Genomic DNA, 20,353 nt, shown 5'->3' with positions numbered 1-20,353 from the left:
AGAGGGACAGCGAATGGGAAGCTTGACGCGCTCGACGCGGGAGAGGACCGGAGAGCCGACCGTCCCGCAGCAGAGCGTGAATGCGACTCCCAGCACGAGCCAACCGACACGCCAAACGACGACGTACCAGTGGCCGGGACCTGTCGACGCCCTGTTGCGCAAGGTGGCGGACGACGGGTTTGTTTTCTACCTCTGCGGTGACCGCTGTGCCCCGGCGGTACTGGTTGCCGCCTATTACTGGGACCGTCACGTCGACCTCATCACAGTCACCCCGCCTGGCCGGGTGACTGCGGTCCGCGCTGTCCGTGAGGCGGGTTTTGACCCGTTCGCTCCGCGCGAGGTGGTCTGGGCTTATGGGAACGACCCCGAGCCAACTCTGCTCGCGGCTCTCAACCTTCCTCACCCGGATCATGCCGATCATCCGGCCTCCTCGTTCGAACCGCCGCGCCTCGCGGTCGTGCCCGCTCACCTTCAACGGCCGACGATCGTCCGAGCGCCCGAGCCGTGGCGAGCCGGCAACCGGGCACGGCGTCTCGAACAAGCACTCGCGCAGGAACTCGCCGCGATGGGGGAAGCGGGACTACTGCCCGACGGTGGGACTGCCCTAGGCGCGGCTGTCCTCGTGCCGGACCGTAGGGCTGGGGCCTCGGTATGAACTCCGTTCCGTATGTGCGCCACACCACCTGCGGTGTTGATGGTCGTGTTGATCTCACGCTCGGCAGTGCCGGCTCCCCCTCGCCGAGCCTGCCGGACGTGGCGAGGGGCGGCGCGATGGCTGGCATGGTGGACGCCCCCTCCCGTGCCGGTCGTCGTGCCGTCTTCCTGTCTTCTGTGCCGCCGGGGCCAGTCCTGGTCGTGGTGCCCGTCCTCCACCGCGCCCGAGCGGCTGGCCTGGCGGTGCGTCGCGCCGGCCCGGCGCTGACCGGCGTCGTGAGAGACCGGCCGGTCTGCGTTCTGGTGGTGGACGGAAGCGCGGACCACGACGGGCGAGTCGGTCGTGCTGTGCACGATCCCGGCGGACACCGGATCTGCGACCTGCTAGCGATGCCGGGCGCGCGGTGGGGCGAGATGGTAACCGCTGGTCTAGGACATGCGCAGCGCATAGGGGCCAGCGTGGCGGTGCTCTTGGACCCGGACTTCATGACGGGTCAGGACGAGCCTGAGGACCTGAGGCCCGAAACGGCGCTCGGTCAGGCCGTGAGCGAGGTGCTGCGGCAACGACGTCTCGGCGCGGCGTGTGTCCCGGTGATGGTGCCATGGTGGCAGCGATTGCTCACGATGCATGTGCTGCGCCCGCTGTGCGGTCCGGCCTTGGGATTTTTGCCGGTCGACCCGGCGGCGCGGACCGTGGTGTTGTCGCCGGCGGCGGTGGCCGCGGCGTTGGCGCCTCGCTGGGGGATAACTCGGCTGGGCTGGCAGGAGGGCCACGGCCTGGGGGTGCTGGCCGCCACTCGCCATGCTGGTCTTGATGTCGTTCAGGTCGCGCCGGCGGGGTTTGACCGTGATCGGCCGCCTCCCTGGTCGTTTGTCCCGGAGCGCGCCGTGGCGATCGAGCTGATCACGGCTGCGCTGGGGCTAGCGGCTGCGAACCCTGCAGGAGAAGGCCGAGCGGTCGCGTCGTGGGTTGAGGACCACGGCCGCGATGCTGCGGTCCCGGCCCGCGTACTTGCCCAGATCCGGGCTGAATGTGGCGAGCCAGCGGGGATCGCTCCGCGCGGTGACGCAGCTGGGTGGCCAGGGCCGTTGATCGATGCGTGGCACGCAGCCCGTGGTGGAGGTTCGCACCTCGGACTCCTGGCGGAGCGGGTGTGGTTGGCGTACGTGGCCCGGTTGCGGGCATGGCTGCGCACCACGCGGAGCGGGTTGACCGGGGTCGCGCGCGAGACCGTTCGTGCCGCATCAATCCAGTTCCTCGCCGCCACCGGCGCGCGCGTCGAGCCCGATGCGGAGTCCCCGCCATGACGCGACCGGACCGTCGTCCGCCGCAAATCGAGCGCCTACTGCGAAAGGGGAGATCAGGGGTGTTCAATCCGTTCGAGGGTTTGCCCACGTCCGGGCCCGCGACGCTGGCGCTGGATTTGGAGTCGCCCAGTGCTGCTCGGATCTACGACGCCTACCGAGATGGCTGTGAGAACTGGTCGATCGATCGCCGCTTCGCTGCGGCCGTGGCCGAGGCGATGCCGAGCGTGTCGCTGATCGCTCGCGCGAATCGTGAGTTCGTCCACCGTGCCGTCATCGCCCTCGCGCGGACGGGTGTGGTGCAGTTCCTTGATCTGGGCGCGGGAATCCCGGCGGAGCCCCACCTGCACGAGACGGTCCAGGCGGTCGATCCGGACGCCCGCGTGGTGTACGTGGATTTCGAGCCGGTGGCCGCGGCGAAGCTCGCGATCACCGCCGACGAGGATCGCGAACGGCTGGCAGCCGTGCATCGTGATGTGCGGGACGTGCAGGGCGTGTGGGAGGACGCCATCGCGTCCAGCGTGTTCGATCCGGCCAGGCCGGTCGCGCTGGTGTTCGGGGCGGTGCTGCATTTCATCCCCGATCACGACCCGGCGTGGCCCGGACTGGGGCAGGTGCTCGCGGCCTATCGCGCACTGCTTCCGCCGGGCTCGGCTCTGGTGATGACGCACGCTACCGACGACGGTGTGCCGGAGCTGATCGCGCGGCAGATCCGCGCCGTCGCCGATCGTTACCGAGAGACCACTACACCGGCTGTACTGCGGAGCCGCGCCGAGGTCGAAACGCTGTTCGGTGACTTCGAGCTGGTCGCCCCCGGGCTGGTGTGGGTGCCGCAGTGGCGGCCGGACCTCAACGAGTCCCCGGCGACGCGGGACCTGGCCGCCGATCCGGCGGGCTCGTGTCTGCTGGGCGGAGTGGTGCGCAAACCCAGCACGGCAAGCGGGGCCGAGCGGTGACCGGGCTCGCCGTCGCGGCTAGCAAGCTGGAGCACCTGCCGCTGCCTTTCAGCACTGTGGACATCCTCGATGCGGAACTGGTCGCTGTCGAGCAGCTCGCCGCGGGAGTGGCCGCAGGGACCGGTGCGGGCGAGGAGCTGCTGGGCCGGATGCAATTGTGGCGAACCGAGACGATTGAGCACACCCGCGCCGGACTGCGGCGGATCCAGCACGCGCTGAACGCCACCGCCGCCGACATTCGAGTCGCAACCACCCCGACGCCGCCCGCAACACCCCAGCTGGCGACGCCATGGCGCGCCGAGACCCTAGCCAAGGTCACGCGACGCCGACACCAGCACAAGGACATCGAGGCTGGCCTGCGCAAGATCGAGGAGCTGGGATACGGCGTGGAACAGCGCAGTAATGGACATTTCCACGCACATTGCCCCTGTGGTTACTGCCCAACGGTGATCGTTGCCTCCACTCCGCGCAACGCCACCGCGGCGCTGGGCCAACTGCGCCGGATCGCCGCTCGCGGTTGCCACACCCGGAGGCCCGCACCATGAGCGAGAGCGTGCTCACCGGCTACGAGGTCGAGATCACCCGCCGGTTCGAATGCTCGAACCCTCAGCTGTTCGAGGAGCTGGTCGACCAGCTCTCCACGGCCTTCTTCGCCGGCAACGAGACCAGCCTGGCGACGTACCACCGGGGACAGCAGACGTTCACGTTCCACATCGAGCTACCTCCGTTGCTCGACCGCGCAGCAGCGGTCGAGCAGGCGTGGCGCCGGGTCGACGGAGTGATGCAGGGACTTCGTCTGCCGCCCGGCGCGCGCCACTTCGGTACCGGCGCGATCGCCGTAATTCCGCCCGTCACCACCCACCCGGCCGTGCCGCACGACACTACCCCGGAGCCGCCCACGTGAGCGACCTGATCGACAACGCTGCGCAACTGGACCAGCTCGCAGCCACCGCGCTGCCTTTCACCCTGATCGAGCAGCTCGACGCTGAGCTTGTCGGTGTTGCTTCGCAAGTCGCAGCGATTGTCGCCGACACCGGCAAAGCCGACCTTGTCGACACCATTCATGGCACCCGAACAGAGCTCACTCAACACCTGCATGACCAGCTCCAGAAGTTGGCCGGCGAGCTCCAAACGACCGCTCAACGCATTCGGACCTGACCACCGCGTCCCTGAAAGGAAGCGCCCGCCGCTATGCCCAATCGACGTCGCTGGCTTCGCAGGCGCCTGCGGTGTTGGAAGCGTTCGCGCGACCGCTGGCGCTGCTCGCTGCTCGAACATCGCGGCCAGGTCCCTCCCCGTTGACCCCACACTCGATGCGGAATGGACAGTGACATGCCTGAACTCGAACGGCGAACGGCACCCGAGCCACCGCCCCCGCCGAGAGCGATCCCGCGATTCGCATCGCTCGCCTCCTCGGATCCGAATGCAGTCCCCGTCGATGAGATCCAGCGCGGCCTCTACGGAGTGAGGTGGCCCGATCGCGCGGTCTTGCAGCACGTTCTCGACGGCCTTCGCGCGCTGCCCGGGAGGCCGGGATGAGCCGGATCAACGCCACGCTCATCAACTTCAAGGAGGGCGGCCGACGGCCGCACGGCGGGTTTGACATGCGCCCGTGCGTGGAGGTGGTGACTGCCTGCGCGGAGTTCTGCGATCTGGTCGTGGTCTGCGAGGCCAACCGCTACGCCTTTGACGGCGGCAAGGGCAAACACGCCCTCGCGAACGCGCTCGCGGCCGCGACGGGCCGGCCGCTGGCGGCCGAGCTGGGCAGCCTCGCGCGGGGCGAGTTCGGGCCGGTGGTGCTGTACGACCCGGGCGTGGTGCGGATCGAGACGTTCTTCGGCTACGGCCTGCCTCGACACGCCGAGGACAAACGCAACTGGATGCAGGCCCGTCACGCCCGGAGCGGGCACGCGTTCGGGTTGCTGCCGATCCACTTCCACCACCTGCCCGCCTTCCGCATGCTGCAAGCGCAGGAGGTCTCCTTCATCGGCGACCTGCGATTCCCGGTGTACCTGCTGGGCGACACCAACGTCCCCGCCGACGGCGGCAAGACCACCATGCCCGACGGCCGACCGCGGCAGGCGGCCGACTACAGCAAGGTGCCGGCTTCGAAGCGGTATCACGACGGACGGTGGGAGCCTGGCCAACGCCCGCAGGACGTCAGCGACGACACCGCGCCGCTGGACTTCCTGCTCGGCTGGTGGGACAACGAGACGCAGTCCCGGGTCAACGGCCGGGACATTGTGGACCTCGCTGAGGTCGCTGCCTACCGCTACGGCGAGCACGACGCCCTCACCCCCACCGTGCATCCCCGCGTCGAGGGCAGTACCGCCGCGGCACGCAAGGACCTCGTGATGGCCAACCGGGCCGGCGCCGACTGCCTCGTGCCCGACACCTTCCGGGTCGAGCCCTTCCGGCACCCGCCCACGGTGATGGACCACGCCGCGATCCGCTTCTCCCTCGACCTGCAGAAGGGCCACTACCCGACATGAACGCCAGCCTCGCGATCACCGTCGACGTCGGCGGCGTGATCGGCACCTACACCGGTCCCAGCACCGCCGAGGTCCTCGCCACGATCGCCGACGCCCCGGCCAACGCTGCCGAGGTCGACCGCGACTTCTTCTCCGTCGCGCCCACCGTCACCGACGAGCTACGCGAGCTGGCCTGCCGGAGGCTGCTGATCCCCCCGGACGCCTGGCCAGCCGACTGGACCGGCACCTGGACAGCCGGGTTCACCCCCTATCACGGCGCGATCGACGCGATGGCTCGTCTGGCGATGCTCGGCCCGGTCGCCGCCCTGCCCAACCTGTCCGTCCTCGGCGGCCGGGAGCGGATGACCCAGCTTGAGCAGCACTGCGGCCAGCACCTGACCGCGATCTGCCCCAGCTTCGAGCTGCGAGCCCGCAAACCCGAACACCTGTGCTGGACCCGCACCGCCGACCGCCTCGGCGCGACGGTCGCCGACCTCGTGCACATCGGCGACCGGATCCCCGAGGACATCCTCGGTGCCCTCAACGCAGGCTGCCGCGCCGCCATCCTCGCCAATACCCGCGACGTGACCGTCCCCGATCACCTTCGGGCTCACCCGCGCGTCTTCGTGGTGCCCGACCTGCCCGCTGCGGCGGACCTCCTGACCGAGCTCGTACTGACGGAGTCAATACCGCAATCCGATACCGACGGCCCGGTGCTCAAGACCTGAGAGGTGGGGCCGTGGCATGTCGCCGAACGTGCAGTTCTGGCTGATCCTCCAAGCCACCATCGCCGCGATGGCCGTGGTCTTCGCCGCGATCCGGCGCTGGCGCCGCTGGCGGCGATGGCGCACCACCCGATGTCCCGTCGCCAACCTTCTGGCCCACGCCGAGCAGAGCCCCGCGTGGCCGCTCGTGGACCGGGACAGGCGGCCCACGAACCCGGCCGATCGGTCGACACTGCCGCTGCCCCCTGTACTTCCCCCGAGCTTTCCCCTCACGCACCCCACCCGCGCCGCCACCCGGCGCCCCTACCTCAGGCGAAACTGAAGGACGAACCTCGGACAGAGACGAACCGCGATCTAGAACTCCCCTAGGTCGTTGAGCAGTCGATCGGCTCGCGTTGGCCTCGCGACATCACTAGGCCATTCGGGTGGCGATGGCCTAGTTGTCCTCCTCGTCGCGCTCCTGAAGGTTCTCCAACTGCTTACGCAGTTTGTCGATATCCCACCGCCCGTGGCCCCCTGGTGTGACGACCTCAGGCTTCACGAGCCCGTCGTCCCACCAGCGGTTAAGCGTCTTCCGCGTGACGCCGATCGCCTGTGCGGCGACACCGGTGGGAACAAGATCGTTTCGAGCCACGTAGCCACGATGCCCCACAAAAGCACCCGTTGGGGGCTCTCTGTAACGAAGAACTACGTTTAGCTACGAAGGTTACGGTTGCACCCGATGAGGGACGTTTGACACGATTGACCTTCGTTCAAACCACACAAGCGGACGGAGGGCCCCTTCATGGGAACACGCCTGGACATCCGGTGCTCGAACCAACGTTTCTCCTGCTTGACGTCCCGTCAAGCGCGACCTGAGGAGGGCCATACAGGGATCGATCAGCAGCAACCGGGACCGAGCTTCACCCCGTGGCCACCAGAACCAGACTTCGAGGCTTACGCCACGCCGCATCGACGCCCTCTCCACGACTGGGTGGCGGGCGGAGCGCACCTCTGGCCAACCAAGGACCTCGACTTGGACGCACCGCTTCGGCAGCGGAGGTGGTAGCGCCATGGTGCCTGACCTTCCGGCCAACCCACTGTCGATCGAACTCACGCTCACTCACCGCCGGTTCTGGTGGCAGATCGACGACGAGGACGAGCAGCCGGAGCAGTGGGACGTTTCCGCGGACATCTCCGAGCTCGACATCTGCCCCCACGGCTTCGAGCACGTCGGGGACATCAAACTGGCCATCGCTGACCTCACGAGCGAGCGAAACCTTCTCGACTCCGTCGTCCTGGGCGAGTGGGCCCTGGAGTTCATCGCGGAGACGGTGATCGACCCGGACCAAGGCAAGCTGCATCCCGAGCTGGACGGCATGATCAACGACGGTCCACCGCGCATGGTCATCGTCCGGTCGATCGACGTCGAGCCCGCCTGGCGAGGACACGGTCTTGGCGCGGCGCTCACCGCCAGCGCGCTGCGGATTCTCGCGCCGAACGCCCGGCTCGCGGCATGCCGCGTGTCCCCGCTCGACTTCCTCAAAGCCAACGGCAATGACCGCGCGGCCGCAGAGCTGACCAGCCTGCGAGCTGGCGCGATGCTAGAGCGCATCGGTTTCCACCGATGGCGGGGTGTGCACGTAGTCGACCTGAAAGATCCCGCCTTGGTCGACGCGAGGATGGATCTGCTCGACCAGTGGTGGCCCCACCCCGACGATGACCAGGAAGATTGCCAGCGCACCGAGCGGATCACGGTGATGCTCGGGACTGTCGGCCGGCCAGAACAAATGGCTCTCCAACGCAAGCCTGAGGCGCGAGGCCAAAGCGTGGGCGAGAGCCCGAAGGATGATCAGATCTTCCTCACCGTGAACCTGGTCGGGGACGACACCGAGATCATTGCTGACTTCGCGAGGGACTACCAGGCGGTCATTGACCATCACGAGGAGGCCATACACCTCAAAATGTGCGTGATGGACAATTCGCCGATCTTCTTCTCGCTGATCTATAACGCGATCGTCAGCGACTACCGTGTCGCCAAGCAGGTGATCGACGACCTCGAAGATATTATGAAAAAGCACACGCAGAACCGACGCAACACCACAGGAGAGGTCATCTTCACGGGATTGGACAACCCTTGAAGAAATTGACCCTCGTAACCGGCCGGTCGCGCTCCCGCGAAGCTGCGGGTCTCCCCGCGGTCACCCCGGACCGCATCATCGATGCGGCACTTGAGTTGACTGCCAGGCACGGCGTCGAGAGGTGGACCCTGCGCCAGCTCGCCGACGCGGTGGACGCCTACTCCGCAGTGATCTACCACCATGTGGGCGACCGAGACACGGTCGTCACCGCAGTGGTCGACCGGGTCGTCGCCATGTACGAGCTGCCCCCGGCTGAGTTGGAGTGGCAGGCCTGGTGGCGCCAGTTCCTCACTAACCTGCGGCTCGTGTTTACGCACTACCCCGGGGTGGCACGCCGGGTCGCACTCAACGGGCCCTCGACCGATGCGGGCGGGCCGACAGTGGACGTCGCGATGAGGACGCTCCTCGGCGCTGGCTTTGAGCAGGACGAGGCAGCTTTGGTGTGCCGGTTGCTCATCATTCAGGCGTGCCTATTCATCTCGCTGGAGGATGATCAACGCGCTAGGAGTGCGGTGAGGCTTCAGATCACCGACGGCTGGGGCTCCTCGGCGTCGGACCCGAACTTCGACGCGCTGGCCACGCTCAGCGAGTCGATCCAGGACCGGCTCGAAGACCCGGCGAACGACCGCGACTACTACGACGAAATGTTCAACTATGCCATCAACCGACTGCTCGACGGCATACAACAGCGCCTCCGCAAGATGGGATACTGACAAGTCCCGCAGTTGATCAACCTGTGGTCAAGAGGGTCCTCCATGTGCTGCCGCAGGAATCGGGATGAGCTGCGTTGTTTCAGGTTGAGCGCGATCATGCCCATCCGTGACGCCGTGCTCGCAGGCGTCTGGGCCGTCGCTCTCGTCGTCGCTTGCGAACTATCTACGCTGTCGGCTTGACATGGACGCACAACTGAGCGTCCATAAGTGTATGGGGTCAAAATCACTTTTCCAGGTGTGTGGCGCGGTATGGCGGTCAATGAATAAAAGGGCGCGTTTTCGGACGTCGGAGCCTACAAGTGTCTTGGAATTGTTGGCGCGGGTGCGATGGGAACCGGCGCGTGGAGAATGGGTGTTGCGATGTCGCGATGGCGGAGGCCGACGGCTGGATGTGCATGTTGTGGTGAGCGAAATCGGCATCAGCATGGTGATCGGGCAAGATGTCATCCTGGTTTTCGAACCTCTTGAAGTGGGCCGCTTTCGCGGCATATTGCGCGATGCGACCGCGTTGTATTGCCGTTTGCGTGGTGCTGCGCAGGCAGGGGACCGAGTTCGGAGAGGGCATCCCGGCGCCATGCCTGCGCCGCATCGGGTCAGCGCGGGGCGACCTCCAGTAGCCGGCCAGCGCATCCGGCTGCGACTGATGGATGGTTGCGATAGGTCGTCGGACGGACGGCATGCTGCGGTAGCGGGTAAAGCAACCCGCTACCGCGCGGGTGTGCAAGGTTTCGAGACGTAGGAACTTGTGCTCGCGGATTGCCGAGGGCCCCGGGGCGCACTTGCAGTGATCTGTCACGCTGGCTTGCGTTGTTGTCGTGTGGGGTGGCGAGGATTGGGGTGGATCGGGACGGCTGTTGCGGGCTGAGGAGGAGTGGCCAATCAAGTGGGCGAAATTGGGACCCGTCGTCGGTCAGGTTCGCGACGGAAGTTCGGTGTGAGTCAGGCTCGGGCTCGCAGAACGGGGCGGTGCTGTCGGTGCTCGGGAGCCGCTGAATTACCCGTCGCTGACGGTACTTCGGGGGCGGTCGCTCTCCTCCTATGGCACGCTCTGAGTAGGCCTGCTTAGCCTGGGCGAGTGGTCCTACTGGGACTTGTAACCCGTCCGGGTGCACCTGATGTCATGTTCGTTGCTCGGTGTCGCTCAGTGACGTATTCAGGAGGGCGTCGAGTAGATCTTCACTGGTGAGCTGCTGGCTTGCACAAAAGAATTTCAGCTGTTCACGGTCTTCACCCGAGGGTGGGCGTCGAACCGGTCCCCGGCGGCTGCTGTGCGTGGGTCTTCTCATTCGGTGTGGTGAGGAGCTGCTTCGCCGTGGGGGAGGGGTATGCGGGTGATCAACAGCTTTGCCACGGCGGTGCACAGGCTGCGCCGCGAGCGCGGCATGTCGGTGCGGAAAATCGCCCAGGCGGTGGGCTACAGCGAGAGCTACCTGTCGAAGATGCTGCACGGGCACAGGCGGCTGTCACCGGAAGCGGTCAAGGCGATCGATGCGGCTCTCCGAGCGGACGGTGAACTGGAACGCATCGCCCGCGAGCAGGATGCCGGGCGCCGTCCGCCGGCGCGCCCGATGCAGTTACCGGCGGCCGCGGTGGACTTCGTCGGCCGGGAGGAGTTCCTGCATCAGCTCGACACCGCCCTGATCACGCAGGCGCGTCCGGGGACGGCCGTGACCGCGGTGATCGAGGGCGGTTTCTGGGTGGGCAAGACTGAGCTGGCCCTGCAGTGGGCCGCGCGGGTGGAGGGCCGGTTCCCGGGTGGATGCCTCTTCGCCGACATGCGGGGGCTGGCGCCCGGTACAGCCGCGGAGCCGAACGAGGTCCTCGACGCTTTTTTGCATGCACTTGGTGCCGGTCCGGACGCACTGCGCGGCTCGATCGACGAGCGCGCCGCGAGCTACCGCTCGCTGCTCGCCCAGCGGCCGGCGGTGGTCGTACTTGACAACATCGCCAACTACGACCAGATCCGGCACCTACTCCCAGGAGCGGGTAGCGCGGTGGTCGTGACCAGCCGGGAGCACCAGCCGGGTCTGCTGCTGCACACCGGCGGTCTCCACATCGAGCTGCCACCTCTGAGCGAGCAGGAGGCCCTGTCCCTGCTTGGGCTGCGCATCGGCGACGCCCGGGTTACCGCCGAGCGGATCGCGGCTAAGGCGGTCGTGCAGCGGTGCGGACGGTTGCCGATGGCGGTGCTGATCGCCGCCGAGCACATCCGGCAACGGCACCATGGCTCGTTGACGGGACTGGCGGAGGAGCTTGCTGCGGAGGCGCGCCGGCTGGACTTGTTCGCCTCAGCGGAGCCGTCGGTCAGCATCCACTCTGTCGTCGACCTGTCCTATCTCGCCCTCCCGCCGCAGGCTCGTCGAGTGTTTCGGCTGCTTGGCTTCAGCCCGGCGTGGCTGGCCAGCGTGGAATCCACGGCAGCGCTCACCGGGTTGAGCGCGGAGCGATCCCGGGCGATGCTGGAGGTCCTGCGTCATGCGCACCTGCTCGACAACGCGCATGGCGGGCGGCTGCGTATGAACGACTTGCTGCGGGCCTACGCACACGAGCGCGCCGTGGTCGAGGAGCCCCTGTCCGAACTCGAGCGGGCGCACGACCGAGTTCTCAACTGGTACCTCGCGACCGCCTGGCATGCGGGAAACGCGCTGGCGCCCGACTGGTCTGGGCGTGAGCTGGCCGCCGGCGACGAGGCTGGGATCGAGCCGCTGCGGTTCGACAATGGCGGCTACGACGCGGCGATCGCCTGGTGCGATGCCGAGGCCGAGACGGCGATCCACATTGCCCGTCAAGCGCGTAGCCACCTCGTGCGCGACGCGGTGTGGGCTTTGCCGACCCTGTTCCTACCCTACTTCTACGTGACCAAGAACTGGGGGACTTGGCTGACGGCGGCCACCGAGGGCTTGGCCGCCGCGCGGCGCGATGGCAGCACCCGGGGCGTCGCGTGGTGCCTGCACAGCCTGGGCTGGGCGCAGCACGAACTCGGCCGCACGGAGGAAGCGATCACCCACCTCCGGGAGGCAGTGCGGCTGCGCGGGGATGACGAGCGCGTCAGGGCCTGGACGCTGTTCGCGCTCGGGGCGGCGCTGCTGGCCGGAGGCGAGCGAGCGGAGGCAGGTGAGTGCCTCGCCGAAGCCCGCGACCTCTTCGCTCGCCAGGAATTCGACCTCGGCCTGGCCTTCACCGGTGCCACGCTCGCGCACGTGCACCAGGCAGCAGGCGACATGTCTGCTGCCACTCGCGCTGCCGCGGAGGCCCTTGCACATGCTCAGAAGGTCGCCGTGCCACCCGTGCTTGGCCTGGCTCACCATCAGTACGGGATGTTGCTGTTGCAGCAGCGGAGCTACCGTGCTGCGCTGACCCAGTTCGACGCCGCGTTGCGGCTGCGGCGGGTCAGCCGTGAGCGCTGGGCGGAGGCTGAGACGCTCGTCGCCCGTGCCGAGACTTTGGTCAAGCTGGGCGACGTCCCGTTGGCCCGTTCCTGCTACCACGAGGCCGCCGGCATCTTCGAATCCCTGCACGATCCTCGCACTCTCGACGTCCGTGCCAGGGCTGCGCGACTGGAGACGCTCTGACGCTCTCTGGTTGATGAAACTCGTTGTCGACTTGACAGAACCCGCACAGAAACAGCACCGGAAACAGCACAAGCTTGTCCCTCGAACGGAGTTCCCCGTCGCTCACTCGTGGTCCACAGTGGAGTAGTGCGGGCCTTGGTCAACAAGAAGCTCGTCGGTTCAATCGGGGGACCGACGAAGCCAGGCCGCGCTAGCCGGGTGACGTCCTGCCCCCAGGCGGCACCCGGCTCTCCAACCCTCACGGCGCAGGCCGAGTCGCGGAAGGAACAAGCCAGTGGTGCAGTTCGTACTCGCTTGCGCCCACATCCGCGAACTCGGCGACGTCGACGACGCCGACCAGGGCGGCGCCGAGCCGACGCGGGTTCCGGCCTACGTCTGGTGCGCCACCTGCTCGACATGGCAACCAGTCACTGGCCTGGAGATCGCCCGCGATGCCACATTGCCCGCCTCGGCGGCGGAAGACCCCGAGCGACCGACGATGGCCAGTCCACTTCGAGACCTTCGACCGCGGTTGGAGCAGCATGATGACGGCACCCACCGACGCCACGGCTGATCTCGCCGAGCCGAGATCAGCCGGTGGCCAGCACCATGGCGAGAGTCCCGCCGAGCAGGCACGGCCCGAAAGGCACGACCGCTGCTCCACGCTCGTCTCGTCCGCGGGCCGCTGGGATTGCCACGAGGCACAGGGCAAGCAACAGCGCCACGACGAGCGCCCCGAGAACCTGTGGCCACCCCAGCCAACCGGACACCGCGCCGGCGACAGCGGCAAGGCTCACGTCCCCGGCGCCCACACCGCCCGCAGTGGCGACAGCCAGGGCCAGGAAGGCCGCAGTAAGCGCTACCGACGCAACGAGGGCACGGAGCCCCGGCTCCGGTTCGGTGCGGACGATGGAAACGGCCGTGAACCCGACGGCCATGGCCGCCAGTTGTGGCAGGACCAAGGCGCGGGGCAGACGATGCTCGCACCAGTCGATGATCGCGAGCGGAACGCCCATGACGGCCACCAGGCTCTGAACCACCAACTCGTCACGGTTCCCGTTCCGGCAGGCAAGGACCGCCAGCACGACCGCCGTCAGCGCGCCGCCGAACCACTTGGCGCCCGCAAGGGCGCGGGGTCGTGCCAGGAACCGGCGGGTCAAGGTGCTCGCCGCGGCCCCCAGTACGAACCCCGCAACGGCGGCACCGAGCATCCACCACACCGCGCCTGCCGACTGCACCATCCCGCGTCCCTCCGCGTCAACCTGCACGCCATCGTGCCCGGCTTGCAGCAGAGTGCCGACTCGCTCAAACCAACGGGTGAACTTCCCGCCGTCCAGACCACGGCGGAGGCGGGGGCCGCGAAGGTCGGATGGGTAAAGCGAGTGGAGCTGACGATCGACCGGGGGAATGGAATGAGCCAGCGCAGCACCCGTACCGCCGTGGCCACGTTCGCTGCCGCGACCGGCCTCTTCATCACCCTGAGCGCCTGCAGCTCTGGTGAGGGAGCGAGCGAAGTCCCGTTGGCAACGCCGGCACCGCTGGCCAGTACTACCCGGTCCGCCACGCCTGCCGACACCGCAAAGCAGCAGGCCATCACCGCGTACGTCGGCATGTGGAGCGACATGGCGGACGCGGCGACGACATCAGACTGGCAATCACCCAAACTGGCCCAGAACGCCACTGGCGAAGCACTTCAGACCATCTCGCGAAGCCTGTATGCCGACCACTACAACGGGCTCGTCACCAAGGGGCGGCCGGTCAACCACCCGGAAGTGACCTCCGTGGACCCGCTCGACGAACCGACTTCGATCACGATCACCGACTGCGGCGACTCGACGAACTGGCTCAAGTACCGCGCCGACAACGGCCAGCCTGCCGATGACGTTCCCGGTGGGCACCGCCACATCGAGGCTCTGGTCAAGAAGGCCGTAGACGGCTCGTGGAAGGTCACCACGTTCGCCGTGCACGAGGTCGGATCATGCACCGGGTAGCCACGAGAACCCTCACTACCGCAGCCGTCCTGGGGCTCGTTCTCACGTCCGCCATCCCGGCCTCCGCGGACGGGTGGGGCAACGTCACCTGCGGGGAGGGCGGCAACCCTTCATGCGACCTCGGCGCCGGACGAGGCGGGCAATCAGGTTCTGCGCCGGTCGCACCGCAGCCGCGCGGTTCGAAGGGACACGCTGGGGACGCGGATGCGCCGACGCCGAAACCGGGGGACCGGATCGTCGGTGGCGACTCCGGTCTCGCGAACTGCTCCTACGTCCGCAGCGACTACCAGCCGCCGTCGAATGGGGTGGCGACGGTCAGCCATCGGCGCGACGAGCGTGCCGGGGACGTCCGGTTTGTGATGCGGGGCGGTGTTCGGTCCGGGGGTGCGGTGTTGGTGCAGGCGCCGGGGGAGAGCGGGGCCTGGTACGTCTACCAGTGTTCGGGGCCGGGCGGGCGTGATGCGTTGTTCCGGTCGCCGGTGTGGATTCCGGATGGTGAGGCGCCGGGGGCCGTTGTGTTGCCGTCGCCGGAGGAGTTGGCGGAGCAGGCGCGTTCGCAGTTGCGGTTGCCGAGTCCGGTGATCGCGTCGAGTCCGGCGGGGACGCAGTTGGTGCACCTGCCGACCTGGCTGTGGGTGGACCCGACAGTGTGGCAGCCGAGGTCGGCGACGGCCTCGGTGCCGGGGGTGTCGGTCACCGCGACGGCGACGCCGACTTCGGTGTCGTGGTCGATGGGTGATGGCGCCACGGTGACGTGCGCGGGGCCGGGGACACCGTTTCCCGCTGGTGGTGATCCGCAAGCGGCGTCGCCGGACTGCGGGTACACCTTCCACCGGTCCTCGGCTTCCGTGCCGGGCGAGCGGTTCCTGGCGACGGCCACGGTGCGGTGGCGCGTCACGTGGTCTGGTGCTGGTGCATCGGGCACGTTCCCGGAGATGACGACGAGCGCGGGGGCGTCCTTCCGGGTCGCCGAGGCGCAGGCGCTCGGAACGGGATAACTCCCGCACCTCAACTGAATTCGTTCTTTCCTCTTCCGGCTGCGCATGGGGAATGCGTGGTGCGGGTGAGCTATGCCTGGAGGCGCTCGTGACCAGTACCGACATCCACATCAGCGGTGACACGACTGCGGTCGAGCGGCCGGGGGCCTGGTTGGATTCCACCGGTTCCCCAGGGGCACCGCCTCGTCGGCGCCGTCGTCTGCCTCATCTGCTGTTCGGTGTGCTGCTGGTGGTGTGCTGCGTCGGGGGCGCGGTGTGGTGGACCACCGGCAGCCAGGACCGGGTCGCGGTGCTGGTGGTGGCGCGACCGGTCGGCGTCGGCCAGGTGCTGACCGCCGCGGATCTGCGCAGCGTCGACGTGGCCGTGGCGCCGGGCTTGGCCACCGTGCCCGCCGGTCACGTGTCGGCCGTGCTGGGCCGTCCGATGGCGACCAGCCTCGGGCCCGGGGCGTTGCTGACTCCGGACAGCCTCGGCGCCGCCGTGGTCCCCGGAGCGGGGCGGGCGGTGGCGGCGGTCGCGGTGAAGCCGGGCCAGTTCCCGCCGGAACTGGCCGCCGGGACCCGGGTGACGGTCGTTGTCATCGCCGACACCGCAGCCGGCACGGCGACATCCAGCACGGCTGGCGTGCCGTGGCAAGCGACGGTCATCGGGGTCGCACCGGCGGGCACCGATCAGGCCACGGTGGTGTCGCTGGAGCTGGAGTCCACGGCGGCGACCGAGCTGGCGCAAGTGCCGGCCGGGCAGCTCGCGCTGGTCATGCAGCCCGCGGGCGGTGGTCGCTGATGCTCGTCGCGCTGATGAGCCTCAAGGGCTCGCCCGGAGTGACCACGACGGCGGTGGCGCTGGCCGCGCAGTGGCCCGACACCACGCCGCAGCGTCGCCTGGTGGCGGAGGTGGACCCGAGCGGGGGTGATCTGGCGATGCGGTTCGGCCTACCCGCAACGCCGGGCCTGGTCAGCCTGGCCGCCGCCGCGCGCCGCCGGGGTGAGCCCGGGCTGGTGTGGGAGCACACCCAGGCTCTGACGGGAGGTGCTCGGGTGTTGCTCGCCCCGCCGGGAGGGGCGCACGCCCGGGCCGCGCTCACCACGCTGGCGAGTGCGCCGGACGGGCCGCTGCTCGAGGCGACCGCCCGCGAGCCCGGTGTCGTGGTGCTGGCCGACTGCGGGCGTCTGGACCCGGGCTCACCGGCCGAGGCGCTCGCGCGCCGCGCGGACGCGCTGGTGCTGCTCACCGGCACCCATGCGGACGCTCTCGCGCACGCCGCCGCCCGCCTGAGCGAGCTGGCCCGCTGGACCGCGCGGCCGGGGCTGCTGCTGACCGGGCAGGGCTACCCGACCAGCGACGTCGAACGGGAGCTGGGTGTGCCGGCGATCGGCCGGATCCCGCACGACCCGGCCGCCGCGGCGGCGCTGGCCGGCCACCAGTCACCGGCTCGCCGCCGCGGTAGTGGTCTTGCGCGCGCCGCTGCCGCGCTCGCCCGCGCGCTGGCCACTCCGCCCCCGACACCGGCTCCGGTGGCGCCGCCCGGGCTGGCTGTGGTGCCGGGCGTGCCCGCGCAGCAGGTGCGTTTGCCCGGCGGGGCGGTCATCCGCCCGCCCGGGCCCGGCCTCTACCGGTTGCGGCCAGTGCCGGCACCGCAGGTCGGCGAGCCGCCGCGGAACGGACACCAGCCGGGGAAGGAACCATCCGCATGACCCACATCGATCACCTGCATCTCGTGGCCCCGCTCGCCGACGGCCCGGACGATGCCGAGCAGCGGCTGCGGGCTCGGCTCCGGCAGGCACTGACCACGGACCTTCCCGGCCGGGTCGAGGCCGAGGGCACCGGCGGGTCGGGTGTGCAGCGGCGCCGCGAGCTCGGTCGGGAGGTCCTCGACGCCGCGATCGCCGCGCACAGCGAGGCCGAGCTGCTCGCCGGCCGCACGTTGGTGGATTCCGACGCTGAGGAGCGGGTCGTCGAGCAGGTGCTGGACGAGGTGTTCGGCCTCGGTGGTCTGCAGCCCCTGCTGGCCGATCCGACGGTGGAGACGATCGCGGTCAACCGCTACGACCAGGTATTCGTCCAGTACAACGACGGCCGCCGCGCGCGGGTCGCCCCGGTGGCGGGGTCCAATGAGGAGCTCACCGATCTGATCCGCACGCTGGCGGCGCGCGCGTCGTCGGAGGAGCGCCGGTTCGACCGCGGCTCGCCCGCGCTGAACCTGCAACTGCCCGGCGGGGAACGCCTGTTCGCGGTGCTGGGCCTGACGGCGGGCGGGGTGACGGCGTGCACGATCCGCCGGCACGGCTACCTCACCGCGACCCTCGCGCAGTTGCGCCGCCGCGGCACGCTCGATGTGGGGCTGGAGCGGTTCCTGCGCGCGGTGGTGCGGGCCCGCAAGAACGTGCTGATCACCGGCGGCACCGGGGCCGGGAAGACCACGCTGCTGCGGGCCCTCGCGTCGGAGATGGACCCGATGGAACGCCTCGTCACCGTCGAGGACGCCTTCGAACTCGGTCTGGGCCTCGACCCGGAGCTGCACGCCGACGTCACCGCCTTGCAGGCCCGCGAGCCCAACGTGGAAGGCGAGGGCGCGATCGATCAGGCCGAGCTGGTGCGGTGGGCCCTGCGGATGAGCCCGGACCGGGTGATCGTGGGCGAGATCCGCGGGCCTGAGGTCATCCCGATGTGCAACGCCATGTCCCAGGGCAACGACGGCTCCATGGCGACCCTGCACGCCTCCAGCTCGAAGATCGCCTTCACCCGGCTGGCCTCCTACGCGGCACAGGGCCCGGAGCGGCTGCCGCTGGAGGCCACCGCCCTGCTGGTGGCGAGCGCGGTGCACTTCGTGGTGCACCTCGATCGCGCCGCCGACCGCACCACGCGGGTGATCGCCTCGATCCGAGAGGTGGTCGACGCCGAGGCCGGCTCGGTGATCTCCAACGAGGTCTACCGCCGCGGCCCCCACCGGCGCGCGGTGCCGGTGCCCGGCGCGTTGCGCGCGGACACCCTCGACGACCTGGTCGCGGCCGGGTTCGACCCGGACCTGCTGGCCCAGCCGGAGGGGTGGTGGACGCCATGACGCTCGACACCCAGGTCCTCGTGGCCGCCGCGCTCGGCCTGGGCGCCGCGGCCGGGATCCTGCTCATCCTCGTCGGTTGGCGCGCAACGCCGCCGCGTCGCAGCGTGGTCCGTGCCGCGCAGGGGAGTGGCAAAGACCGAAAGGTGCAGGTGCGGCTAGCCGTGGCGGTCGGTGCGGGGCTGCTGACCGCTGCCGTGACCGGGTGGCTGGCCGGTGGCGTCCTGGCGGCGGCGGGGGTGTGGTTCCTGCCCCGGCTCGTCGGGCCGGACCGCGCCCACACCCGGCGGGTCGCGCGGATCGAGGCGATCGCGTCGTGGACGGAGATGCTGCGCGACGTGCTGTCCGCGGCGGCGGGGCTCGAGCAAGCCATCCTCGCCACCGCGCCGCTCGCGCCGGCGGCGATTCGCCGAGAGATCACTGGCCTCGCGGCGAGGCTGGAAAGCGGGCAGCGCCTCGCGCCCGCGCTGCGGGGACTGGCGCGCGAGCTGGACGACGCGACCGCGGACCTGGTGCTCGCCGCGCTGGTCCTGGCCGCGGAGCACCAGGCCCGCCAGCTCGGCGACCTGCTCGGCTCGCTGGCCACCACCGCCCACGAGCAGGCCGCGATGCGGATGCGCGTGGAAACCGGGCGAGCCCGGACCCGCACCTCGGTCCGGGTCATCGTCGCCACCACCCTCGCCTTCGCCGCCGGGGTCGTGCTGTTCAACCGCGCCTACCTCGACGTCTACAACTCCGCCACCGGCCAGGTCGTGCTGCTCCTGCTCGGCGGCGTTTTCGCCGCCGGATTCGCCTGGCTGGCGCGCATCACCACCAGCGGCGGCCAAGCCCGCGTGCTCGCGCTCGACACCCCGCGCCCACCGTCGGGTGAGGGCGTGGCGATCGCTGGCGGAGGTGAGGGCGCATGATCCCCGCGCTCGTGTTCGGTGCCGGGGCCGGGGCCGGCCTGTGGCTCCTGCTGATCTGGGCGCTGCCACCCCGGCCCGCGCTGGGCGCCCGCCTCGCGCACATCAACTCGCCGCCGGCCGCACCGCCGATCGTGGCCGTTGCCGACGCCGCCTGGGTCGCCAGATGGGGACGGGTGTTCGTGCCGACCTTGCGCGCGCTCGGCTTGCCCGGCGCCAGGATCGAGAACGATCTGCGGGTCACCGGACGCGGCGTCGACACGCACCTCGCGTCGAAAGCCCTCCTCGCGCTGAGCGGACTGCTCGCGCCGTGGCTGTTGCAGGCGCTGCTGGCCCTGGGCGGGCTGTCCCTGGGCCTGGAGGTGCCGTTGCTGGCTGGGCTCGTGCTCGCCGCGCTCGGGTTCCTCATGCCCAACCTCGACGTGCGGACCAAGGCCACGCGGCTGCGGCGCGAATTCCGCGACGCCCTGTCCGCCTTCCTCGACCTGGTGTGGATCACCCTCGCCGGCGGCGCCGGGATCGAGTCCGCCCTCGGCGACGCCGCTGCCGTCGGGCGCGGCCCGGCGTTCGACCAGATCCGCCGCGCCCTGAACGCCGCCCAGCTGACCCGCACCACCCCCTGGGCGACCCTGCGCCGGCTCGGCGAGGAACTCGACATCACCGAACTGTCCGAACTGGCCGCCTCGATCTCCCTGGCCGGCACCGAAGGAGCCCGCGTCCGCGCGTCCCTGGCCGCGAAAGCCCAAGCACTTCGCACCCACCAGGTCACTGACGCCGAAGCTGATGCCCAAGCCGCCACCGAACGCATGGCCATGCCGGTGGCGCTGCTGTTTCTCGGCTTCCTCGGATTCATCGCCTACCCCGCCGTCATTCAAGTCCTCAATGGACTGTGAACTCTGCAAAGG

The 20,353-nt window shown here is 69.4% G+C and carries 22 protein-coding genes; 19 read left to right on the top strand and 3 right to left on the bottom strand.

Annotation, left to right across the window (positions count from 1 at the left end; genetic code table 11):
- The first annotated feature begins 1,113 nt into the window (after positions 1 to 1,113).
- The 8 genes from AMYTH_RS49595 to AMYTH_RS0122615 all read left to right on the top strand — a co-directional run bounded on the left by AMYTH_RS49595 (position 1,114) and on the right by AMYTH_RS0122615 (position 6,433).
- A complete protein-coding gene (locus AMYTH_RS49595) occupies positions 1,114 to 1,962 on the top strand; it encodes a hypothetical protein (protein WP_167344605.1) in 849 nt (282 codons plus the stop codon).
- Positions 1,963 to 2,021: 59 nt separating this feature from the next.
- Entirely contained in the window at positions 2,022 to 2,915 is an 894-nt protein-coding gene (locus AMYTH_RS0122645; protein ID WP_051362791.1) for an SAM-dependent methyltransferase, read from the top strand.
- Positions 2,912 to 3,460, top strand: coding sequence for a hypothetical protein (locus AMYTH_RS49000; RefSeq protein WP_157360648.1), 549 nt, complete (start codon positions 2,912 to 2,914; stop codon positions 3,458 to 3,460). Before AMYTH_RS0122645 ends, AMYTH_RS49000 begins: the two co-directional genes overlap by 4 nt.
- The gene (locus tag AMYTH_RS0122635) at positions 3,457 to 3,819 is read left to right on the top strand and encodes a hypothetical protein (RefSeq protein ID WP_027932229.1); all 363 of its coding nucleotides are present in this window, start codon (positions 3,457 to 3,459) and stop codon (positions 3,817 to 3,819) included. The genes AMYTH_RS49000 and AMYTH_RS0122635 overlap by 4 nt, the downstream gene beginning before the upstream one ends.
- Positions 3,816 to 4,073, top strand: coding sequence for a hypothetical protein (locus tag AMYTH_RS0122630; RefSeq protein ID WP_027932228.1), 258 nt, complete (start codon positions 3,816 to 3,818; stop codon positions 4,071 to 4,073). Before AMYTH_RS0122635 ends, AMYTH_RS0122630 begins: the two co-directional genes overlap by 4 nt.
- A 377-nt stretch (positions 4,074 to 4,450) precedes the next feature.
- Positions 4,451 to 5,407 (top strand): hypothetical protein, encoded by a 957-nt coding sequence (locus AMYTH_RS0122625; protein WP_027932227.1) that lies wholly within the window; start codon positions 4,451 to 4,453, stop codon positions 5,405 to 5,407.
- Positions 5,404 to 6,114 carry an HAD family hydrolase gene (locus AMYTH_RS47175; RefSeq protein WP_051362790.1) on the top strand — a complete coding sequence of 237 codons (711 nt, stop codon included), beginning with the start codon at positions 5,404 to 5,406 and terminating at the stop codon, positions 6,112 to 6,114. Before AMYTH_RS0122625 ends, AMYTH_RS47175 begins: the two co-directional genes overlap by 4 nt.
- A 16-nt stretch (positions 6,115 to 6,130) precedes the next feature.
- The gene (locus AMYTH_RS0122615) at positions 6,131 to 6,433 is read left to right on the top strand and encodes a hypothetical protein (RefSeq protein ID WP_027932226.1); all 303 of its coding nucleotides are present in this window, start codon (positions 6,131 to 6,133) and stop codon (positions 6,431 to 6,433) included.
- A gap of 114 nt (positions 6,434 to 6,547) precedes the next feature.
- Here the strand turns inward: AMYTH_RS0122615 and AMYTH_RS48050 are convergent, their stop codons facing one another.
- Complete coding sequence (locus AMYTH_RS48050) at positions 6,548 to 6,745, bottom strand: MerR family transcriptional regulator (RefSeq protein WP_084022656.1); 198 nt, start codon at positions 6,743 to 6,745, stop codon at positions 6,548 to 6,550.
- Positions 6,746 to 7,163: 418 nt separating this feature from the next.
- On the opposite strand from AMYTH_RS48050, the gene AMYTH_RS0122610 reads away from it, so the two are divergent.
- From AMYTH_RS0122610 to AMYTH_RS0122595, 5 genes are all read left to right on the top strand, one after another.
- The gene (locus AMYTH_RS0122610; protein WP_027932225.1) at positions 7,164 to 8,231 is read left to right on the top strand and encodes a GNAT family N-acetyltransferase; all 1,068 of its coding nucleotides are present in this window, start codon (positions 7,164 to 7,166) and stop codon (positions 8,229 to 8,231) included.
- A 5-nt stretch (positions 8,232 to 8,236) separates the two neighbouring features.
- Positions 8,237 to 8,944 carry a TetR/AcrR family transcriptional regulator gene (locus AMYTH_RS0122605; protein WP_084022854.1) on the top strand — a complete coding sequence of 236 codons (708 nt, stop codon included), beginning with the start codon at positions 8,237 to 8,239 and terminating at the stop codon, positions 8,942 to 8,944.
- 403 nt (positions 8,945 to 9,347) lie between these two features.
- Positions 9,348 to 9,683 (top strand): hypothetical protein, encoded by a 336-nt coding sequence (locus AMYTH_RS49975; protein WP_209440785.1) that lies wholly within the window; start codon positions 9,348 to 9,350, stop codon positions 9,681 to 9,683.
- 586 nt (positions 9,684 to 10,269) lie between these two features.
- Positions 10,270 to 12,516, top strand: a complete 2,247-nt coding sequence (locus tag AMYTH_RS0122600; protein ID WP_027932223.1) for a helix-turn-helix domain-containing protein — start codon at positions 10,270 to 10,272, stop codon at positions 12,514 to 12,516.
- Positions 12,517 to 12,790: 274 nt separating this feature from the next.
- Positions 12,791 to 13,069 carry a hypothetical protein gene (locus AMYTH_RS0122595; protein ID WP_027932222.1) on the top strand — a complete coding sequence of 93 codons (279 nt, stop codon included), beginning with the start codon at positions 12,791 to 12,793 and terminating at the stop codon, positions 13,067 to 13,069.
- A gap of 16 nt (positions 13,070 to 13,085) precedes the next feature.
- Here the strand turns inward: AMYTH_RS0122595 and AMYTH_RS0122590 are convergent, their stop codons facing one another.
- Positions 13,086 to 13,736, bottom strand: coding sequence for a prepilin peptidase (locus tag AMYTH_RS0122590; protein WP_037324021.1), 651 nt, complete (start codon positions 13,734 to 13,736; stop codon positions 13,086 to 13,088).
- 42 nt (positions 13,737 to 13,778) lie between these two features.
- Here AMYTH_RS0122590 and AMYTH_RS50480 point away from each other — a divergent pair, with 42 nt between their 5' ends.
- On the top strand, positions 13,779 to 14,486 hold the full coding sequence (locus AMYTH_RS50480; RefSeq protein ID WP_228684916.1) for a hypothetical protein: 708 nt from the start codon (positions 13,779 to 13,781) through the stop codon (positions 14,484 to 14,486).
- 430 nt (positions 14,487 to 14,916) lie between these two features.
- Here the strand turns inward: AMYTH_RS50480 and AMYTH_RS48990 are convergent, their stop codons facing one another.
- Positions 14,917 to 15,384: a hypothetical protein gene (locus tag AMYTH_RS48990; protein ID WP_157360646.1), complete on the bottom strand. Its 468-nt coding sequence runs from the start codon at positions 15,382 to 15,384 to the stop codon at positions 14,917 to 14,919.
- Positions 15,385 to 15,704: 320 nt separating this feature from the next.
- On the opposite strand from AMYTH_RS48990, the gene AMYTH_RS0122575 reads away from it, so the two are divergent.
- The 5 genes from AMYTH_RS0122575 to AMYTH_RS0122555 are packed head-to-tail and all read left to right on the top strand — an operon-like array spanning position 15,705 to position 20,341.
- Positions 15,705 to 16,268, top strand: a complete 564-nt coding sequence (locus AMYTH_RS0122575) for an SAF domain-containing protein (protein ID WP_228684914.1) — start codon at positions 15,705 to 15,707, stop codon at positions 16,266 to 16,268.
- Positions 16,268 to 17,179, top strand: a complete 912-nt coding sequence (locus tag AMYTH_RS0122570) for a hypothetical protein (RefSeq protein WP_027932217.1) — start codon at positions 16,268 to 16,270, stop codon at positions 17,177 to 17,179. Before AMYTH_RS0122575 ends, AMYTH_RS0122570 begins: the two co-directional genes overlap by 1 nt.
- A complete protein-coding gene (locus tag AMYTH_RS0122565) occupies positions 17,176 to 18,546 on the top strand; it encodes a CpaF family protein (RefSeq protein WP_027932216.1) in 1,371 nt (456 codons plus the stop codon). Before AMYTH_RS0122570 ends, AMYTH_RS0122565 begins: the two co-directional genes overlap by 4 nt.
- Positions 18,543 to 19,451 (top strand): type II secretion system F family protein, encoded by a 909-nt coding sequence (locus tag AMYTH_RS0122560; RefSeq protein ID WP_037324019.1) that lies wholly within the window; start codon positions 18,543 to 18,545, stop codon positions 19,449 to 19,451. The genes AMYTH_RS0122565 and AMYTH_RS0122560 overlap by 4 nt, the downstream gene beginning before the upstream one ends.
- The gene (locus tag AMYTH_RS0122555; protein WP_027932214.1) at positions 19,448 to 20,341 is read left to right on the top strand and encodes a type II secretion system F family protein; all 894 of its coding nucleotides are present in this window, start codon (positions 19,448 to 19,450) and stop codon (positions 20,339 to 20,341) included. Before AMYTH_RS0122560 ends, AMYTH_RS0122555 begins: the two co-directional genes overlap by 4 nt.
- The last annotated feature ends 12 nt before the right edge of the window (positions 20,342 to 20,353 follow it).

The sequence above is a fragment of the Amycolatopsis thermoflava N1165 genome, assembly GCF_000473265.1.
Classification (GTDB): domain Bacteria; phylum Actinomycetota; class Actinomycetes; order Mycobacteriales; family Pseudonocardiaceae; genus Amycolatopsis_E; species Amycolatopsis_E thermoflava.
Note: the sequence above shows the minus strand (reverse complement) of the source record. Positions and strands in the feature narration are given on the sequence as shown.